At 70.5% G+C, this 19,782-nt stretch carries 17 protein-coding genes; 5 read left to right on the top strand and 12 right to left on the bottom strand.

What is annotated here, in order from left to right:
- Positions 1–2 precede the first annotated feature (2 nt).
- From ACIBH1_RS05355 to ACIBH1_RS05300, 12 genes are all read right to left on the bottom strand, one after another.
- Positions 3–2,000 (bottom strand): hypothetical protein, encoded by a 1,998-nt coding sequence (locus ACIBH1_RS05355; RefSeq protein WP_397312345.1) that lies wholly within the window; start codon positions 1,998–2,000, stop codon positions 3–5.
- Positions 1,997–3,085, bottom strand: a complete 1,089-nt coding sequence (locus ACIBH1_RS05350) for a hypothetical protein (protein ID WP_397312344.1) — start codon at positions 3,083–3,085, stop codon at positions 1,997–1,999. Before ACIBH1_RS05350 ends, ACIBH1_RS05355 begins: the two co-directional genes overlap by 4 nt.
- Positions 3,086–3,154: 69 nt before the next feature.
- Positions 3,155–3,673, bottom strand: a complete 519-nt coding sequence (locus ACIBH1_RS05345; protein WP_397312343.1) for a hypothetical protein — start codon at positions 3,671–3,673, stop codon at positions 3,155–3,157.
- Positions 3,670–3,831, bottom strand: coding sequence for a hypothetical protein (locus ACIBH1_RS05340; RefSeq protein WP_397312342.1), 162 nt, complete (start codon positions 3,829–3,831; stop codon positions 3,670–3,672). The genes ACIBH1_RS05345 and ACIBH1_RS05340 overlap by 4 nt, the downstream gene beginning before the upstream one ends.
- A 73-nt stretch (positions 3,832–3,904) precedes the next feature.
- A complete protein-coding gene (locus tag ACIBH1_RS05335; protein ID WP_397312341.1) occupies positions 3,905–4,762 on the bottom strand; it encodes a DUF6907 domain-containing protein in 858 nt (285 codons plus the stop codon).
- 111 nt (positions 4,763–4,873) lie between these two features.
- Complete coding sequence (locus ACIBH1_RS05330; protein ID WP_397312340.1) at positions 4,874–5,011, bottom strand: hypothetical protein; 138 nt, start codon at positions 5,009–5,011, stop codon at positions 4,874–4,876.
- Between the two features lie 279 nt (positions 5,012–5,290).
- On the bottom strand, positions 5,291–7,555 hold the full coding sequence (locus tag ACIBH1_RS05325) for a ComEC/Rec2 family competence protein (RefSeq protein ID WP_397312339.1): 2,265 nt from the start codon (positions 7,553–7,555) through the stop codon (positions 5,291–5,293).
- Positions 7,556–8,139: 584 nt separating this feature from the next.
- Positions 8,140–8,805, bottom strand: coding sequence for a ComEA family DNA-binding protein (locus ACIBH1_RS05320; RefSeq protein WP_397312338.1), 666 nt, complete (start codon positions 8,803–8,805; stop codon positions 8,140–8,142).
- Between the two features lie 71 nt (positions 8,806–8,876).
- Positions 8,877–9,680 carry a DegV family protein gene (locus ACIBH1_RS05315; RefSeq protein ID WP_397312337.1) on the bottom strand — a complete coding sequence of 268 codons (804 nt, stop codon included), beginning with the start codon at positions 9,678–9,680 and terminating at the stop codon, positions 8,877–8,879.
- A 9-nt stretch (positions 9,681–9,689) separates the two neighbouring features.
- Positions 9,690–10,898, bottom strand: a complete 1,209-nt coding sequence (locus tag ACIBH1_RS05310; RefSeq protein ID WP_397312336.1) for an amidohydrolase family protein — start codon at positions 10,896–10,898, stop codon at positions 9,690–9,692.
- Positions 10,899–11,243: 345 nt separating this feature from the next.
- A complete protein-coding gene (gene hflX / locus ACIBH1_RS05305; RefSeq protein WP_397312335.1) occupies positions 11,244–12,632 on the bottom strand; it encodes a GTPase HflX in 1,389 nt (462 codons plus the stop codon).
- A gap of 85 nt (positions 12,633–12,717) precedes the next feature.
- A complete protein-coding gene (locus ACIBH1_RS05300) occupies positions 12,718–13,401 on the bottom strand; it encodes a DUF4097 family beta strand repeat-containing protein (protein ID WP_397312334.1) in 684 nt (227 codons plus the stop codon).
- 138 nt (positions 13,402–13,539) lie between these two features.
- Here ACIBH1_RS05300 and aceB point away from each other — a divergent pair, with 138 nt between their 5' ends.
- From aceB to ACIBH1_RS05275, 5 genes are read left to right on the top strand one after another with little or no spacing between them, the layout of a single operon-like run.
- Positions 13,540–15,117 carry a malate synthase A gene (gene aceB / locus ACIBH1_RS05295; protein WP_397312333.1) on the top strand — a complete coding sequence of 526 codons (1,578 nt, stop codon included), beginning with the start codon at positions 13,540–13,542 and terminating at the stop codon, positions 15,115–15,117.
- Positions 15,114–16,541, top strand: a complete 1,428-nt coding sequence (locus tag ACIBH1_RS05290) for an FAD-binding oxidoreductase (RefSeq protein WP_397312332.1) — start codon at positions 15,114–15,116, stop codon at positions 16,539–16,541. Before aceB ends, ACIBH1_RS05290 begins: the two co-directional genes overlap by 4 nt.
- An 11-nt stretch (positions 16,542–16,552) precedes the next feature.
- Positions 16,553–17,788 (top strand): FAD-binding oxidoreductase, encoded by a 1,236-nt coding sequence (locus ACIBH1_RS05285; protein WP_397312331.1) that lies wholly within the window; start codon positions 16,553–16,555, stop codon positions 17,786–17,788.
- Positions 17,788–19,008 carry a (Fe-S)-binding protein gene (locus ACIBH1_RS05280; RefSeq protein ID WP_397312330.1) on the top strand — a complete coding sequence of 407 codons (1,221 nt, stop codon included), beginning with the start codon at positions 17,788–17,790 and terminating at the stop codon, positions 19,006–19,008. Before ACIBH1_RS05285 ends, ACIBH1_RS05280 begins: the two co-directional genes overlap by 1 nt.
- Positions 19,005–19,760: an IclR family transcriptional regulator gene (locus tag ACIBH1_RS05275; RefSeq protein WP_397312329.1), complete on the top strand. Its 756-nt coding sequence runs from the start codon at positions 19,005–19,007 to the stop codon at positions 19,758–19,760. Before ACIBH1_RS05280 ends, ACIBH1_RS05275 begins: the two co-directional genes overlap by 4 nt.
- Positions 19,761–19,782: the final 22 nt, after the last annotated feature.

Genomic DNA, 19,782 nt, shown 5'->3' with positions numbered 1-19,782 from the left:
AGTTAGGTCCACGAGCCGGAAGACCTCGGAACCCCCTGTTCGAGGGCGTCGCCGGGGACGTCGTCGCCTAACTCCGCGCGCACCAGCGCCGCCTGGATCAGCTCCGGCGAGATCGGCCACCGGTTGCCCGTCGACGGCACCTGCGCGCCGAGCTCGGCCAGCTGCTCGCGCAGAGCGACACCGGTCAGGCCTCGGTAGGGCAGCCAGCGCGGTGCCAGCTTGGCCAGCAGCGGCGGCACGTCGGCCGCGGGCAGGGTCTCCTCGCCGAGCACCGCGGCCACGTCCTGGAGCAGATCGCGCCGCTGCTCCATCGCCGGACGCCCCGTCGCGGTGAGGCAGGCCTGCTCCAGGTTGGCCATGCACCGGTCGATCACCCGGTGGGCGTCCGACTGGGAGACGAAGTAGCCGCGCAGCAGCGCAGGCTTGGAGGTGAACCCCCTGGCCATGAACGTGCCGACGTCGCCGGGCCCCTCGTCGGTCTTCGGCTCCAGCCCCATCGCGGAGATGCCGGTCTTGTAGCTGCCGGTGCCGAGGATGGCGTCGTTGGAGCGCTGGTCGCCGATGGAGAAGCACGCCCGGTTCGACGTGATCGCGATCAGACGTCGGGGCAGGGAGTCCGACGACGGTTCGGGGGTGGCGTACACCAGCGAGACCGCGTACTTGCGGGCCGCGGACTCCAGCTTGACCGCCAGGTCCTCGGCCTCCTCGCCGTACTCCTCGTGCATGAACAGGGCCTGGCATTCGTCGATGACGAGGATGCGCGGGCGTAGCCGGGAGTCCTTCATCGCGAGCTCGCGCGTCACCGCGCGGGCGTCATGCTCGCGCAGCGCCTGTCCGCGCACGCTGAGGTCGGCGTAGGCGTCGCGCAGGGCGGCCATGCAGGATTCGACCACCTCGTCACCGGCGCCGGTTTGGAGGGTGCGCAGGCGGCGGCGCATCGGCTCGAAGTCGGCGTTGGCGGCCATCACGAACACGTCCGCGTCCACCAGCGGGTCCAGCAGGGCGCCGAGGAGGAGGGTGATGACGAGCGTGGACTTGCCGGACCCCATCTGGCCGGCGATGGCGTAGTTCGCCTCCGACAGGCGGCCGACGATGGTCTTGCCGCGGATGTCGACCGAGACGGGCACGCCCTTGAAGTAGTCGGCGTCGCCGTCCTCCAGAAGCGGCCAAGGCGGGACGGGTCCGGTCAGGCTGCCCTGGTCAGCCACCCACATGTCCAGGACCCCGGGTAGGTTGCGCGGCTCGGTCGGCCAGACCTCGACGGGGAAGCGCACCAGGTTGTGGGCGAGGACCTTCTTTTTCAGGTTGATCATCTCGACAGTGACACCGGGAGGAAGCTGCATCTGCGTCCGGTAGCCCTTGCCGTCACGCTGGGTCGGCAGCACCACCCTCGGCCGCCACCCGGCGCGGAAGGCCCGATTGAGGGGCGAGATGCCGAGGTTCTGCAGCGCGACGATGATGGCGCCCTCGTCGGGCACCACCTGGCGGCCCTCGGTCTCAGGCTCCTCGCCGACCGTCCAGCCCGACGTCCCGCTCTCGCTCACGCGCAGCCCTTCGCGTCGGCCGGCCCAGATGAGAATGAACGGCCCGACGTGCACAAGGGCCCAGGCCAGCGCACCGACCGCCCACACGATCCAGCCGAAGAAGGCGCCGATTCCGGACATGAGCGCCGCGGCGCGGCCAGGACCTGTCATCTCGACGACGACGCCGAGTGCGGCCAGGCCGATCACGGCGACGATGCCGCCGCGGAAGGCCATGACGGTGAGGGCGGCGACCATGGCGGGGAGGCTGATCAGCCAGCTGGTGCGCTCCAGCTTGGCGCGCTGCCGGCGCTCGACCCACTCGCCGAGTAACTGCGCGTCGCCGATCGCTTCGGCGGCTCGGATCTGGCGGCGGTGTACCCCATGCGTCATCCCGTCCCAGGCGCGCGAGGCCCATGACCGCCAGCCGCGGCCCACCAGACGTGGCTGCTCGATCAGCCAGAAGAAGAAATCGGTCACCGAGACACCTCGATGAGCTGCTTCAGCTGACCCTGCAGATTTCGGGCCCTGTCCGTACCTACGGTCATCGTGGTCTTGATTTTCCGCACGCTCGGGAGGTAGCCCTCGACGACGTCCGGGAGGAACTTCGCGACCGCCACCGGGGCGAGCGGGTCCTCTTCCTCGACCTCCGCGCCGGGCTGTACCTGGTGCGAGAACACGGGCGCGGGAATCGTCTCGACCGACATCAAGTTGCCATCGGCAACAAGGTCTCCGACCTGCGGAGGTACAGCCTCCACCGGGTCAGGTACAGACCTTTCATTCTTTGAAAGGGGCGCGATCACTTCGGCATCTCCCGAAGTGATCGCAGCGGTCTCGACGACCCTCTCGGCACCAGTTGTGGCAGTCTCGGCCACGACTGCAGGTACAGCAAGCGGACCTTCTTCGTGAGACGACGTGGTCGCCTCCAGTTCCACAATTGTGGAACCGACCGCGGGGGCCTCGATGACCCTCTCGACCTCAGCTGAGGATTTTTCCTCAGCTGAGGTAGGTACAGCCTCCGGCACAACAACTGTTGTGGTCTCGCTCGCCTGCGCGGCATGCACGAACGAGGGCGATTCGCGCAGCAGCTCATGCAGAGCGGCCAGCGCCATCAAGTCGATGACGATCGAGAAGAACACCGCGGGCTCGTGCAGAGGTACACCCGGCAGCGGGTCGGGTACGGCGTGGCGGAGCAGGTCGTAGATGCCGAGGAAGGACAGGCCGAGCCCGCCGAGCACGAGGCCGAAGGTAAGGGTGCGGCGGAAGGCGCCGACCTTCTCCTTGCGCAGCGCGCGCAGGGCGACCGCGTGCGACTGCATGGCGGCCAGAGCGACCGGAGACACGCCGTACAAGATGGCGAGCCCTTTCGGCAGGCTGGTGGCTGTCCAGGCGTGCCAGGTGTTCATGCTCATGGACACCAGGGCGGCCAGGACGAGCACGCCGATCGCCCAGAAGCGGCCGGGAGGGCTCGCTGGGGAGGCGACCTCCGAGGGCAGGGACATCGTGTCCCCGGCCTCGTCGGGCTGGTGGCCGCGGCGGGATGGTCGTGAGAACCTCTTGAACACGATCGATCTCCTTGGGATCGGTTGAGGTCCTTGGCCAGCGGTCGAGTCGCCGGCCAAGGACCGGCATAGTCAGCTCTGGGCGCTGTCACCAGGCGGCAGAGCGAGCGGAACGGGCGGGAGAACGCGAAGGACCGCCAGCGGGTACTGCTCCGCCAGGCGCTCCAGGACGTGCCGCGCCTGAGCGTCGGTCAGGCCGGCGATGCGGGCTTCCACGTCCTGCGGCGCCAGCGACACCCGCTCGGGCATGGGGCCGTACGGCGGGGCGATGTCGTGGGCGCCCTCGCTCAGCAGATGTCCGAAGATTCGGATCGCCCGCCAGTCGAAGGTGTGCAGGATGTAGCCGATCGCCGCCGCCTGGTCGGGCACCAAGTAGACGCGGCTGTCGATGTTGTGCAGGTCGGTCAGGATGACCTCCACGGCCACCTCGCCGCCGGTACCGACGAGGTTCACCTCGACCAGGCAGTGGAACGCCTCCAGGTGCTCGATCAGGTCGAGGTTGGCCTGGTGGCGGTCTTCGCCTACGGCGTGCCGGCCGCTGCACCACTCATAGACGGGGCAGCGTCTCCGGTACGGCGGGATGTCGCTCATTCGCCACACCCCATGACCAGGTCGTAGGCGTCGGCGAAGGCGTCGGGGCTGCGGCCGGCCAGGTAGCACAGCATCAGGTGCTTGTCGCGGTCGCCGATCTTCCTGAGGGCGGCGATGCGCTCCTCTGTGGAGGCGTCCTGCGATACGGTCTTCGTCACGTCGATCTCCTGTGCATGCAGGGGATGGGCCAGGCCCCGGCTCGGTGTTAGCGCACCGGCCGGGGCCGTCTTGCTATGTGGAGCTGCCCACGGGGGAGGGCAGCGGGTAGCAGATACGGCAGGCGACGTCCGGGCACGGCACGTCGAGACACGGCTGCGAGGATCGCCCGCGCGCCTGCGCGACAAGGTCCAGAAGGTTGCGGGCGATCTGCTCGGCCTCGGCCAGCGTCGCCTCGAAGATCTGCTGGTCGCTCACGTGGACGATGACGCGCGCCTCCTTCTCACGGAAGTGCTGCGACAGCTCGGCGCACAGGGTCGGCTGGGCGAAGCTCTTGGGGTAGCCGATCACGATCGGCTCCATCACGTTGAGGGTGACCCTGTGGGCGGCGGAGCCGTGCGTCCGGTCGCCGGTGCCGCTGCTGGGCAGGTGCTCGTGGCCGTATGCGCACCACGACGGGCACGGGTCGTCGTCCAACCATGTCGGCCTCGGCAGCGTGCCGTTCTTGATCGCCTGGCGCTCGAGGTCGTGGGTGGAGAGCTCGGACATGCGGAGGAGCAGGTGGTTGTTCATCGCTTCGCGGCCGGCGGCGAGGGCCTGCGCCTGGACGACGTCCGGCACGGGCTCCATGTCGGGCTCCTCCTCGGCGGACTGCGCGGGCGGCGGGTTGTCGAGGTCGAGCAGCGCGAGGATCGCCTTGGTCAGCTGCCACGTCTCGGCGGTGGAGAGGCTGGCGTAGTCCATATGGATGCGCAGCCCTTCGACCTCCGTGTAAGTGAGGCTGGCCTTGCTGTAGCCGGGCACGTCGATCGTGTTGGAGGCGCAGACGTCGCCGTCCGGGTCGTGCTGGACACACCAGGGCTTGCATGCGGGCCGTGCCGTCTCGGCGTCGGCAGGGACCGAAGTGCTGGTGTGGTCGTACTCTGGGATCATGGCTAGGAGCTCGATTCCTGGTCGCAGGCCCTCAGCTGACGGTGGAGACGTTGGCTGGGGGCCGTCTTACGTTGTCGGGGGTTGGGCCCCGGTGTCCCGGGGCCCTGGGGTCTAGGAGGCGGCCTTGTTGAGGAGGTTCTCGATGCGGGCCATCTCGGCGTCGTAGAGGTAGTCGAGGGAGGCGAGGGCGTCCTGGTCCTCGTTGCGGAGGGCGATCTGGCGGAGGCTGTTGATCTGCTGGATGCTCATCGGTTCTCCCTGGCGGCTCGTTGTTGCTTATGTGACTACTGTACAGAGAGACTGTGTGGGTGTCCAGAGTTTCTGTGTAGGCAGCCTTTCTGCGTATGCATGATCCCTGTACGCTGAACCCATGAGCCGTGCCGAGCGCCCCCGTCCTGTCGCCGTCAGCGACATCGCCACCCTCCTCGGCGTCAGCGTCCACACCGTCAACCAGTGGAAGCGCCGGGCCGCCGCAGCCAAACAGGTGGAGCCTCTCCCCTCCCCCGCCGGCAAGGTCGCCGCCACCGACTACTGGTGGGAGGACGAAATCCTCGCCTGGGCGAAGAGGACCGGCCGGCTGAAGAGCGAGCCGGAGACCGGGGATCCGCTTGTCTCTTGATGTGCTTCGTGATAGCCGTGATGAGGGACCTTGAGGACGTCGACGGTCGGCAGGCCGTGCCGTACGAGGGCGGTCTGGGCCTCTGTCTCGATGTCGCCGCTGAGCAGCGCCGAGCCCGCCGCCCAGCGGACGTGCAGGACGATGCTGGCGTTGTTCACGGCGCTGCCCTCGCCTGGGCCTTCGCCGGCGGGGTGGTCGGTGGGTGGGCCGAGGACGGTCACCTCCGACGGGCCGAAGGTCCAGCGGGATCCGGGTGTGGCTACCCACTGGGTTGGCTGGTGGCCAGTGTCAGAGATTTTCGCTCGTGGGTGCTCTTCGGTGACCGGGCTCAGGAGGACGGCACCGACTCGGCGTCCTCTGAGGACTCCCGAGGCTCCGGCCACGTGGTCGGCGTGGGGGTGGGTGAGCACGAGGAGCGGCACCTCTTCTACGCCCAGATCTCGCAGGCATCGGTCCATGAGGACCGGATCCGGGCCCGCGTCCACGACGATTCCTCTGCCGGGTCCAGCGGCGATCACCAAGCCGTCTCCCTGGCCGACGTCGCACGCCACCATCAGCCAGCGGGTTGGGGGCCAAGGGGCCACCATCGGGCGTACGGCGAGCACGGCCAGCAGGGCCGCGCAGACGATCACGGCGATCAGTGGTCGCCATCTGCCTGAGCGGAGAAGTGGTACGGCTATCGCCACGACGACGGCCAGCAGGGCCAACCCCGGGAGGCCGCCTGGCCAGGGGATCTCGGTCAGGGGCATGCCTGACGCCCACTCGGCGACAGCGATGATCCAGGCCACCGCGTAACCGGCGGGGACGACAAGGAGTTCGGCGGCTTCGGGTGAGAGCGGTGCCACCACCGCGGCGGCGAAGCCGAGGAGGGTGGCGGGGGCGACGGCGGGGGCCGCGAGGAGGTTGGCGGGGATGGCGATGAGGGTGAGCTGGCCTGCCATGAGGACGAGGACGGGGGTTACGGCGACCTGCGCGGCGATGGGGATGGCCAGGGCTTCCGCGATCCAGTGGGGCATCCGGCGGCGGCTTGCTGGTGGTGATTGGGCATGGCTGACGAGGTGGTGGCCGGCACTAGCGGGACGGTGGCCGGGGCCGGTGTTGGCGGGGTAGTGGCCGGGGCCGGTGTTGGCGGGGCAGTGGCCGGGGGCGGCGTTGGCGGGGCGGAGGGAGCGGCGCAGCTGGGCTCGCCAGGCCGCCACGTTGTGCAGGAGCTTGGGGCGCCCCGTCTGCAGGTTGCGGAGGCGGTCGCGCAGGGTCGGGGGGCGGTGGGTGGCTGGGCCTCCGCTGAGGACGTTGCTGAGGCGTGGGGCGAGGAGGAGCAGGCCTGAGGTGGCGCAGACGGACAGGGCGAAGCCGTACGAGCGGGCCAGTCCGGGGTCGAAGAGGATCAGCAGCAGCACGGCGGCCGACAGCGCGGTGAAGCCGTCTCGGGCGCGGCCGGTGCCCAGGGTGAGCATGGCCACCAGGCCCATGACGAGCGCGCGCAGGACGCTCGGGGATGGGCGGGCGACGACCGCGAAGGCCAGCATGGCGGCGGAGGCCAGGAGGGCGCGGGCGGGCAGGGGGAAGCCGGCCAGACGGGACAGGGCCAGGACGGCGCCGGCGACGATGGCGAGGTTGGCGCCGCTGACGGCCAAGAGGTGGGTGAGGCCCGCGTCGCGGAAGTCGGCGGCCACTTGGGGGTCCATGCGGGAGACGTCGCCGACGACCAGGCCGGGGAGCAGGCCTCGCTGGTCGGGTGGGAGGACGGCTGCGGCGTCGCGCAGGCCCGCTCGGAGGTCGCCCGCCGCGGTGTGGATCCAGGTGGGGTGGGTGAGGATGCGGGGTGGGCCGCGGACCAGGAGGTAGGCGGCTACGAGGTCGCCGGGGGTCGCGGGGGCCAGGCGGCCGGTCACCTGCAGACGTTGGGTGGGGAGGAGGGGGCGCCATTCCGGGCCGTTGGCGAACAGGACGACGGGGGCGCTGAGGGTGGTGCGGGTGCCTTGGTGGTGGATGGCGTCGATCCGGGCTTGGGCGACGATGCTCTCGCGGGTGGTGAAGGACTTTCGGGCTTTGGGGTCGTCGGTGAGGGTGACTTCAGCGGTGACGGTGGCGCTCTGGGCGGCGAGGGCGGGGATGGGGCCGGTGGTGGTGCTGTGGAGGGGGAGGGCTACGACGGCTGCTGTGGCGGCCATGGCGCTCAGGAGGGCGGTGAGGGGGCGGCGGTAGGGGAGGGGGATCCTCAGACGCGTAGGGCTGTGGGGGCGGGTTAGCGGGCTTCTGGGGGCCGTGTGGCGGAGGTGTGGGGTGGCGGTTGAGGTGTTGCCGGGTGGGTGGGGGTTGGAGGTGCGGGTGAGGAGCCAGGCGAGCGCGGCCAGGATTGCGCATGCCGGTGCGGTGAGGGCAGCGATGATGGGTGGGAGGGCGAGGAGGGCCAGCGCGGTGAGCCACGCGCCCGCGGCCGGGAGGGTGAGGCTCCAGATGCGCGGCTTGAGGAGGGCGCCGGGGAGCGACAAGGACGCCCAGCGAGAGGCCGCGGCAAGCGGCGGGGCAGAACGAGAGGGCGGCACGCGGCGCGGGGCCGGGGCGGAGGGCGGCACGCGGCGCGAAGCAGACCGAGGGGGCGGCACGGGGCGCGGGGCCGATGCCGGGACCGGGGCGGAGGCGGAGGGCGGGACCGGGGCGGAGGCGGAGGGCGAGATCGGGGCGGAAGGCGAGGCCGGGGCCGGGGCGGAAGGCGAGATCGGGGCGGAGGGTGGAGTCTGCGGAGCGTCAGCCATCAGAGCTGCACCTTGCCTCTGATCTCCTCGAACTTCCGGGGCCCGATCCCACTGACCTGGCGCAACTGATCGACGCTCTGAAACCCACCGTGCGAGTCACGGAACGCCGCGATCCGCTGAGCGAGGACCTCCCCCACCCCCGGCAACTGCTCCAACTGCTCAGGCGTCGCAGTGTTGAGGTTCACGAGCGCGGCGGCACCCGCGGTGGCGGCCGCGGCCCCTACGGTGATCTGCTCCCCGTCGACCACCCGCCGGGCGAGGTTGACCGACCCCGATGCCGCGCCCTGCCGTACGCCGCCCGCCGCCGCCACCGCGTCGGCCACGCGCGAGCCGGCGGCCAGCGTGTAGACGCCTGGCCGGCGCACCTTGCCCGCGACATGCACGATGACCTGGCCGATGCTGGCCTTGGCGGAGGCGCTGGGTGGCGAGGGGGTGAGCGGGGTGAGGGGCTCGGCGTCGGGCTGGGAGCGCCACACGAAGAACCCGGCGACGAGGACCGCCAGGAGGCCGACGGCGATCAGCGCCCGGAGAGGGGACCCGGCGGGACCGGGACGGACGACCGCGTCCATCTCTCTGAACGCCTGGAAGGACGCGGGTGGCCGGGGTGAGGTGATGGAGCGGAGCCGGGTCTCCGCCGCCGTTCGTTCCTGGTCGTAGGCGCGCACGGGGTGAGGCTAGGGAGGGCGGTGCGGTGCCGGACGAGCCGAACGGGGTTCTGTGGACGAGGGCGTCATTCTCACAAGGAATTCCCCGGCGAGACCGTCACTCCCAGCATCCCCGGCCCCGCGTGCACGCCCACCACCGCACCCAGCTCGACGACCGTGAACCGCGCCCCGTCAGGCAGCCGCCCCCGCAGCCGCTCGCACAACGCCTCCGCCCGCCCGGGCGCCGCCAGGTGCTGCACCGCCACCTCGACCGCCCGCGCCGCCCCCGCGGCCTTCACGGCCAGCTCTTCCAGGCGTCCGAGCGCCCTGGAGGGTGTGCGCACCTTCTCCAGGAGTTCGATCCGCCCGTCGACCAGGTGCAGCAGCGGCTTGATCATCAGCGCCGACCCCACGACCGAGGCCGCGGCACCGATGCGGCCGCCCCGGCGGAGGTACTCGAGGGTGTCGACGTAGAAGAACGTCTGCGTGACCTCCGCGCACCTGCGGGCCGCGTCGGCGACCGCTCGGAGGGACGCCCCCGAGGCGGCGGCGCGGGCGGCGGCCAGGACGGGGTAGCCGAGTCCCATGGCGATGGACCGGCTGTCGACCACCTCGACGGGCACGGGCGCCGCCGCTGCCGCGGCAGAGGCGGCCTCCACGGTCCCGGAGAGTTCGCCAGACAGGTGCACGGACACCACGCCGTCGAATGCCGTGAGCGCGGAGTACACGTCGGCGAACAGGGCCGGTGCGGGACGGGAGGTGGTGGCGCGCGCGAGGTCGGGCGAGGAGAGTTCGGACACCTCGGCCCCGTCGACGATCACCTGGAGCGGGACGACCGTGACCCCGTCCGTGGCAGGCAGGTAGGCGGTGGAGTCCGTGACCACAGCGACCGGCATATGCCGAGACTATTGAACGGGTGTCCCGCCTCGCCAGACACGTCGCGGCTTGAGGCCGTAGGACCAGGCGAAGGCGCCCTCGTGGTCGGCGTCCCACTGCACGATGTCGGCGAGCCGTCCGGGGGCGAGCATGCCGCGGTCGGGGGCGCCCAGAACGGTCGCCCCGCCGAGGGTGGCGGCGCGCAGGGCGTCGCCGACGCTCATGCCGAACATCGCCACGGCCAGCGAGACGACCAGGGGCATCGAGGTGATGCCGCAGTGGCCGGGGTTGTGGTCGCTGCCGAGGGCGACGGTGACGCCGGCTTTCAGCATGCGCTTGACGGGCGGCACGCTGCCCCGCTGCATGGCGGTGGCCGGGCAGATGACGGCCGGCACGCCGTAGCGGGACATGATCGCGATGTCCTCGTCGGAGGTGAAGTGCAGCAGGTCGGCGGAGGCGCAGCCGAGCTCGGCGGCCAGCTGGACGGCGCCACGGCGGCTGTAGACGCCGGCGTGGATGCGCGGCAGCAGGCCGACGTTGCGCCCGGAGGCCAGGACCCAGCGGGACTCCTCGGTGGAGAAGTGGCCCTCGTCGCAGTAAACGTCTACGGAGTCGGCGCCCGCCGCGGCGGCGTCGGCGCACCAGGCGCCCACGGCCTCGACGTAGTCGCGCTGGCGGCCGAAGTATTCGGGCGGCACGACGTGCGCGGCCAGGAAGGTGACGTGCACGCGCGGCATCATCGGCTCCTTCTCCAGCTCACGCAGGAGCCGCACGTCGGCGAGTTCGCCGTCGCGCGTGAGGTGGTAGCCGGTCTTCGCCTCGACCGTGGTGGTGCCGCTCAGCAGCCACGAGCGCAGCCGCTCGCGCACGCCGTTGCACAGGGTCCACGGGTCGGTGCCGCGGGTCACGGTGACGGTGGAGCCCACGCCGCCGCCCGCCGCGGTGATCGCGGAGGGGGTGGAGCCGCCGGAGATCATCGCCAGTTCGGCGTAGCGGTTGCCGGCGTAGACGGGGTGGGTGTGGGCGTCGATCAGGCCGGGGGTGACGAGCGCTCCCCCAAGGTTCTCGACGTGGTCGACGTCGACGATGTCGTCGACGACACCGGGCACGTGTTGCGGCAGGTCCGCGGCGCGTCCCACCCACGCGATGCGGTCGTTGTGCACCAGGATGGCGCCGTTGCTCAGGATGTCGTGCCCGGTCCAGAGCCTGCCGATGTTGGTCAGGAGCCTCACTGTCACGGCATCACCCGCCCATACGTAGGACGCGTACGGAAAAGGAGCGCACGGCTGGGCGCCGCGCCCATTGAGTCCGCTCCGGGTCCGGACGACATGGGGTCTCCTGCTCTCACCCGCGACAGTGTGCGGTGACCGATCGCCGGACTCATGATCCGGCGATTTCAGTTCAGTTACGTTATTTCACAGGCGCGTCTGCTGTACAGAGTTATTCGGAAGAAAGCCCAATCATCCCTGGGACCCCCGCAGGTGACATGACTCACAGCAGTCGACATCCGAAACCCGCGCCATAGTGAGGGAAAGCTTGACTAATCTTAGCACCCTCACTAACGGCGCGAATAATATCCGGAATTACACCCTTTCGACCGGTTTGCCGACTTTTCCGAGCTCATGCAGCAGGCTCGACGGCACGTGAGCGTGAAGGACGGTCCCCTCGGGCGTGTGCTCGACGGAGACGACCTCGCCCTCCTTGTGTGCCCGCGAGATCAGATCACCGCGGTCGTACGGCACCAGCAGCTCGACCTCGTGGTCGAGCCTGGGCAGCCGCTCCTCGATGAGGTCCATCAGGGCCTCGATGCCCTCGCCCGTCCGGGCCGAGACGACGATGCTGTCGCGCCCGAACCGCCGGGTGAGCCTGTCGACCACGTCGCCCGTGGCCGCGTCGGCCTTGTTGATCACGATGATCTCGGGCACGTCGAGCGCGCCCTCGATGTCGGCGAACACCTCGCGCACGGCCGTGATCTGACCCTCGGGGTCGGGGTGCGAGCCGTCGACCACGTGCAGGATCAGGTCGGCGTCGGCGACCTCCTCCAGCGTGGAGCGGAACGCCTCGACCAGCTGGTGCGGCAGGTGCCGTACGAAGCCGACGGTGTCGGCGATCGTGAACAGCCGGCCCTCGGGCGTGCGCGCCTTGCGCACGGTCGGGTCGAGGGTGGCGAACAGGGCGTCCTCCACCAGCACTCCCGCGCCCGTCACCCGGTTGAGCAGCGACGACTTGCCCGCGTTCGTGTAACCCGCGATGGCGACCGCGGGGACCTCACGCGAGGCGCGGTGCGCCCGCATGGTGTCGCGCGCGACCGACATGCCCTTGATCTGGCGCCGCAGCTTGGCCATGCGCTCGTTGATCCGGCGCCGGTCGAGCTCGATCTTCGTCTCACCCGGGCCACGGCCTCCGATGCCGACGCCGCCGGCGGCACGGCCACCGACCTGGCGCGACAGGTTGCCACCCCAGCCGCGCAGGCGCGGCAGGAGGTACTGCAGCTGGGCGAGCTCGACCTGGGCCTTGCCCTCGCGGCTCTTGGCGTGCTGGGCGAAGATGTCGAGGATGAGGGCGGTCCGGTCGATGACCTTGACCTTGACCACGTCTTCGAGCTCGCGCAGCTGCGCGGGGGTGAGCTCACCGTCGCAGATCACGGTGTCGGCTCCGGTGGCCTCGACGATGTCCTTCAGCTCCAGCGCCTTGCCGGAGCCGATGTAGGTCGCCGGGTCGGGCTTCTGACGGCGCTGGATCAGCCCGTCGAGAACCTGCGAACCGGCCGTCTCTGCCAGGAGTTTGAGCTCCAATAGGGAATTGTCCGCGTCTTCTGCGGTGCCGGAGGTCCAGACGCCCACCAGGACCACCCGCTCGAGACGCAGCTGGCGGTATTCGACCTCGGTGACGTCCTGAAGCTCCGTGGACAGTCCGGCCACACGTCGGAGGGCGTGGCGCTCTTCGAGGTCAAACTGAAGTTCTTCGTGCATTCCTGTCATCTCTTATAGGGAACGTCCGGACATCCCGGTGTCTTCCCTCGATGGTGCCACGCACGCCCGTCAAGACTCACCAGATTTATCCGAGCAGGACTTTCACATCGCCGGAACCGGTCTCAAGCGAGATCTTGCGCGTGGCGCCGGGCTCGTCGGTGACGGCGACCTCCGTCGCGCCGGAGCCGGTCTTGGTCTGGACGTCGTAGGGTCCCTGCGGCACCCACACGGTGGCGTTGCCGGAGCCGGTCTCCACCTTGATCTCGTCGGGCGTGGAGGCGTACTTGAGCTCGACGTCGCCGGACCCGGTCTCGGCGCGGAACAGCTTGCCCACCAGGCCGCTGGCCGAGATGTTGCCGGAACCGCTCTTGGCCCGCACCACGCCGGACAACGTCCGCAGCGTCAGGTCGCCGGAGCCGGTCTCCAGCGTCAGCTCCAGGCCCTTGGGGACCTCCACCCGGTAGTCGACCGAGCAGTTGTTGACGAAGACGTCGGGGCAGTTGTACGACACGTCCAGGGTGTCGCCGTTGACCTTGTGCTGGGCGTTGGGCTTGTCGTTGTTCCAATGACGCGTCTCGACGACCCTGATGCCGGCCCGGTCGCTCTCGTTGACCACGATGTCGCCGGACTCGCTGTCGAGCACCAGCTTGGCGACCTTGTCGGGCACGTCGTAGGAGATCTCCTCCTGCTGCGTGGGACCACCGACGACGCCGCAACCGGTCAGCAGGGCGGCGGCTGCCAGCGCCCCCGCGATAGCCATCTTCTTCATGCCTCAGATGCTCCCGCGCGCGGTGCCGTACGGGCATCGGGGTAGGTCCCTGAGGCAACCCTGTCTTTGACCCCTGGGAGCACCTTAGATAGGTTCACTTCCATAATCCAGAATCAGCTTTCCACAAGGCGGAAAACCATGGAGATCACCGGCCCGATGCACGACAGGTTCGACGAGGTGCTCACCCCCGAGGCCATGGGCTTCGTGGAGACGCTGCAGCGCGAGTTCAACGCGCGCCGTCTGGAGCTGCTCGCCGCCCGCCAGGCACGGCAGGAGGAGCTGTCGGCCGGGGGCACGCTCGGGTTCCTGCCCGAGACCGCGGGCATCCGCGACGGCGACTGGAAGGTCGCGCCGCCCGCGCCCGGCCTGGAGGACCGCCGGGTGGAGATCACCGGGCCGGTCGACCGCAAGATGACCATCAACGCGCTCAACTCGGGCGCGAAGGTGTGGCTGGCCGACTTCGAGGACGCCAACTCGCCGCTCTGGGACAACTGCGTGCTCGGCCAGCTCAACCTGCGCGAGGCGCTCGACAGGACCATCGACTTCGAGACCGGCGGCAAGTCCTACGCGCTCAAGCCCGACTCCGAGCTGGCCACGATCGTGGTGCGTCCGCGCGGCTGGCACCTCGACGAAAAGCACGTCCTGGTCGACGGCGAACCGGTGTCGGCCAGCCTGTTCGACTTCGGCCTCTACTTCTTCCACTGCGCCGCGCGCCAGATCGCCAAGGGCGGCGGGCCGTACTTCTACCTGCCGAAGATGGAGTCGCACCTGGAGGCCCGCCTCTGGAACGACGTCTTCGACAAGGCGCAGGACCTGCTCGGCATCGCGCGCGGCACCATCCGCGCCACCGTGCTCATCGAGACCTACCCTGCCGCGTTCGAGATGGAGGAGATCCTCTACGAGCTGCGCGAGCACTCCGCGGGCCTCAACGCCGGCCGCTGGGACTACCTGTTCAGCGTGATCAAGAAGTTCCGCACCCGCGGCCGCGAGTTCCTGCTGCCCGAGCGCAACGCCGTCACCATGACCGCGCCGTTCATGCGCGCCTACACCGAGCTGCTCGTGCGCACGTGTCACAAGCGCGGCGCGCACGCCATCGGCGGCATGGCGGCTTTCATCCCCTCGCGCCGCGACGCCGAGGTCAACGCCGTCGCGCTCGACAAGGTGCGCAACGACAAGACGCGCGAGTCAGGCGACGGGTTCGACGGCTCATGGGTGGCCCACCCCGACCTGGTGCCGATCTGCCGCGAGGTCTTCGACGGCGTGCTCGGCGGCAGGCCGAACCAGCTCGACAGGCTGCGAGAAGAGGTGAACGTCACCGCCGCCGACCTGCTCGACGTCTCGGCCACGCCCGGCCGGATCACCGAGACGGGCCTGCGCGCCAACGTCGACGTCGCGCTGCGCTACCTGGCCGCCTGGATGGGCGGGCTCGGCGCGGTCGCCATCCACAACCTGATGGAGGACGCCGCCACCGCCGAGATCTCCCGCTCGCAGATCTGGCAGTGGATCCACAACGGCATCGAGCTCGACGACACCAAGCAGGTCGTCACCAAGGAGCTGGTCGAGCAGATCATCGGCGAGGAGCTGGCCAAGATCGCCGAGGAGCCGGGCTACGACAAGGAGCTGTACGGCCAGGCGGAGGCGTTGTTCAAGGAGGTCGCCCTCGACGACGACTTTGCGGAATTCCTGACACTTCCGGCTTATGCTCGCATGCCATGAAACGGCTCATCGCCAGGCTCGAGAACGTCGGTGAGGTCATCACCGACCCGGTGCGCCTGCGCACCTACGAGTGCGACGGCCTGACCTACCACCGCGCCACGCCCGGCGTGGTGGTCCTGCCCGAGTCCGCCGAGCAGATCGCCGCGATCGTGCGGCTCTGCAACGAGTACGGCACGCCGTTCGTGGCGCGCGGCTCGGGCACCGGCCTGTCGGGCGGAGCGCTCCCCCGCAGCGACGGCGTCCTCATCGTCACCTCCAGGATGCGGCGCATCCTGGAGGTCGACCTCGACAACCGCCGCGCCGTGGTCGAGCCGGGCGTCACCAACCTGGCGATCACCGAGGCGGTCAGGGAGCAGGGCTTCTACTACGCTCCCGACCCCTCCAGCCAGCAGATCTGCTCCATCGGCGGCAACGTGGCCGAGAACTCCGGCGGCGCCCACTGCCTGAAGTACGGCTTCACGGTCAACCACATCCTGGCCTGCGAGATCGTCACCCCTGACGGCGACATCGTCACGCTCGACCGCATGGATGCGGGTTACGACCTGCTCGGGGCCTTCATCGGCTCAGAAGGCACGCTGGGCATCGCCACCAAGATCACGGTACGGCTGAGCCGTACGCCGGAGAGCGTGATCACCGTCCTGGCCGCCTATCGTGACATCGCCGAAGGCGGGCGGGCGGTGTCGGCGATCATCGCCGCCGGGATCGTGCCCGCCGCGATCGAGATGATGGACGCGCTGGCCATCGAGGCCGCGGAGGCGGCCGTCGCCTGTCGTTATCCGGAGAACGCGGGAGCGGTGCTGATCGTCGAGCTCGACGGTCCCGCGCCCGAGGTGGACCTGCAGTTCGCCAAGCTCCAGGAGATCTGCGCCGACGCGTTCGAGCTGCGCGTCGCCGCCGACGCCACCGAGCGCGCGGCGATCTGGAAGGGGCGCAAGTCCGCCTTCGCGGCCGTCGGCCGCATCAGCCCCGCCTACATCGTCCAGGACGGCGTCGTGCCGCGCACCTCGCTGCCGCAGGTGCTGGCCGGCATCGACCGGCTCTCGGCCGAACACGGCATCCGCGTCGCCAACGTCTTCCACGCCGGCGACGGCAACCTGCACCCGCTGGTGCTCTTCGACGACGCCGAGCCCGGCGCGGGCGAGCGCGCCGAGATCGTCTCAGGGGCGATCCTCGACCTGTGCATCGAACACGGCGGCTCGATCACCGGGGAGCACGGCGTCGGCGTCGACAAGGCCCGCTACATGCCGAAGATGTTCTCCGACACCGACCTCGACACCATGCAGCTCGTGCGGTGCGCCTTCGACCCGCGAGGGCTCGCAAACCCGGGCAAGGTCTTCCCCACGCCGCGCCTGTGCGGCGAGGTGCCCGGCGTGCGCAAGGGCCCGCATCCGCTGGTCGAGGCGGGGAAGGCGGAACAGTTCTGATGTTCGGCTCGGTGAGCGTGCGCGACGCGGGACCCGACGACGACGTGGCCGGGGTACGGCCGCGATGGGTCGTCCTGCCCGAATCGGTCGAGGAGATCTCCGAGGTGCTGCGCGTCTGCACCGAGCGCGACCTGGCCGTCGTGCCCGTCGGCGGCGGCACCAAGCTGCACTGGGCGCGCCGCCCCGACCGCTGCGACGTGCTGCTCGACCTGTGCTGCATGAACCAGGTGCTCGAACACGCCGCCGGCGACCTCGTCGTGCTCGTCGAGGCCGGGGTGACCATGGACACGCTCGCCGGCGTCCTGGCGGGCAAGGGCCAGGAGCTCGCGCTCGACACGCCCCTCGACGGCGCCACCGTCGGCGGCACGCTCGCCACCGCGCTGGCCGGGCCGCGCTCCCTGAGGTACGGCACGGCGCGCGACCTGCTCATCGGCGTCACCGTCGTCCTGGCCGACGGCACCGTCGCCCGCTCAGGAGGCAAGGTCGTCAAGAACGTCGCCGGCTACGACCTCGGCAAGCTCCTCACCGGCTCCTACGGCACCCTCGGCGTGATCGCCGAAGCCACCTTCCGCCTCCACCCGCTGCCGTCCAAGCGCCTCTGGGCCTCAGGGCGGGTCCCGGCGGCACGCTACGACCGCGACGACACCGGGGGGACGACCTGGCTGCCGGGGAACCTCGACCGGCTCCTGCACACCCTCGTCACCAGCCACGCCGAACCCAGCGCCATCGAACTCGACTGGCCGCCCGGCGCTTCCGAGATGACCGTCTCGGCCCTGTTCGAGGGCAGCGCCGCCGAAGGACGGGCGCGTGCCGTACAGCACCTCGGCCTGACGGACGTGGCCGACGCTCCGCCCGAGACGTGGGCGCGGCTCCCTGGCGACGAGGTGCTCATCGAGGCGCGCGCCCCGCTCAGCCGGGTGCAGGCGCTCGCCGTGGCGATCTTCAGCGCGAGCGGCGAAGCCGAGGTGCCCGCGGCCACCCGGATGTGGCTCGGCGACCATCTGGTCGCGCGCATCGCCCTGCCACCCGACACCGGCCCGGCCGCCGTGGCCGCGTTCGTCACCTCGCTCCGCGCCGACTTCGACGACGACGACGGGCGGATCGTGCTCCTGGCCGCCCCGCACGAGGCCGCGCGCCGGGTCGAACGATGGGGACGCGTCGGCGCCCTCCAGCTCATGCGGCGCGTCAAGCAGCGGTTCGACCCCGGCGGGCTCCTGGCTCCTGGCCGGCTTCCCGGAGGCGTGTGATGGACCCCCACCTGATCAACGACTGCGTTCACTGCGGCTTCTGCCTGCCGTCCTGCCCGACCTACGCCCTGTGGGGCGAGGAGATGGACTCGCCGCGCGGACGCATCCACCTCATGTCCCAGCACGTCCAGGGCACCCCGATCACGCCCGCGATGGCCGGGCACTTCGACGCCTGCCTCGGCTGCATGGCCTGCGTCACCGCCTGCCCCTCCGGCGTGCGATACGACAAGCTGATCGAGCAGACCCGCGTCACCGTGGAACGCGAACACGAACGCGACCCGCAGGACCGCGCCGTCCGCGGCCTGGTGTTCAGCCTCTTCCCCTACCCGCGAAGGCTGCGGCTCCTGCGATGGCCGATGCGGCTGACCGGCGCGCTGCAGGGCTTCCTGGAGCGGGTGCACCCGAGCCTCGGCGCCATGGCGGCCCTCGCACCACACGTCGAGGTACGGCAGCGCATGCCCCGGTTCGTCCGGGCACGCGGACCGCGCAGAGCCACAGTGGGCATGCTGCTCGGATGCGTGCAGCGCGAGTTCTTCCCCCAGGTGAACGCCGCCACCGCCCGCGTGCTCTCCCTCGAAGGCTGCGACGTCGTCATCCCCCCGAGCCAGGGCTGCTGCGGCGCGCTGTCCGTGCACTCCGGACGGGCCGACCAGGCCAGACGGCTGGCCAGACGCACCATCCGCGTCTTCGAACGCGCCGGCGTCTCCGTCATCGTCGTCAACGCCGCCGGATGCGGCTCCTCCATGAAGGAGTACGCCGACCTGCTCGAAGGCACCCCCTGGGCCGCCCGAGCCCGCGCCCTGCGCGTCGTCGACCTCGCGGAATGGCTCGCCGAACTCGGCCCCGCCGCCCAGCGCAACTCCCTGCCCCTCACCGTCGCCTACCACGACGCCTGCCACCTCGCCCACGCCCAGGGCATCCGCCGCCAGCCCCGCGACCTGCTACGCGACATCCCCGGACTGGTGCTCAAGGAGATCCCCGAATCCGACCTGTGCTGCGGCTCGGCGGGCACCTACAACATCTTCCAGCCCCAGGCCGCCCGCGACCTCGGCGACCGAAAGGCCGGCGCCGTGTCAGGCCTCGACGCCGACCTGCTGGTCTCGGCCAACCCCGGCTGCACCATGCAGATCGCCACCGCCATGCGCCGCCGCGGCTCGGCCATCCGGGTCGCGCACACCGCCGAGGTGCTGGACGCTTCACTCCGGGGGGTACCACTATGAGCGACAACGGCACGGTGCAGAGCGTCGAACGCGCCTTCGACGTGCTCGAAGCCCTCGCCTCCCACGGCGGCGAGGCAGGGCTTTCGGAGATCGCCGCACGCACGCGCCTGCCGTACGGCACCATCCACCGGCTGCTCAGAACCCTGCTCAGCCGCGGATACGTGCGCCAGGAATCGGACAAACGCTACGCGCTCGGCGGCGGACTCGTACGGCTCGGCGGCGTCGCCGAACGCATGGTCGGAGCGTGGGCGCAGCCGTACCTGGCGCGCATGGTCGAACTGTCGGGCGAGACCGCGAACCTGGCGGTGCTGGAGGGCGACTTCATCGTCTACGTCGCCCAGGCGAGCTCACCGCGGCGGCTGCGCATGTTCGCCGAAGTCGGGCGGCGGCTCCTGCCGCACAGCACCGCCGTGGGCAAGGTCCTGCTCGCCGACCGCGCCGCCTCCGAGGCGGTGGCACTCTTCGAGCGCACGGGCATGCCGCGCAAGACGGCCAACACGATCACCACCCCGGCCGCGATGCTGGCCGAGCTCGACCGGGTGAGGGCCCAGGGGTACGCCCTGGACCTGGGCGAGGAGGAGCTGGGGGTGCACTGCCTGGCGGTGCCGGTGCACGACGGGGCGCGCGTGGTGGCGGCGATGTCGGTGTCGGGGCCGGCGGAGCGGATCGACGCGCTGGACCGGGAGGAGCTGTCGCAGGGGATGCGCAAGATCGCCCTCGCCTTCGGCACGGAACTGGCTCCTCGCGTCTGACCACCTTCCCCCCTCGGCGACC

The organism is Nonomuraea sp. NPDC050663 (assembly GCF_044456985.1).
Classification (GTDB): domain Bacteria; phylum Actinomycetota; class Actinomycetes; order Streptosporangiales; family Streptosporangiaceae; genus Nonomuraea.
Note: the sequence above shows the minus strand (reverse complement) of the source record. Positions and strands in the feature narration are given on the sequence as shown.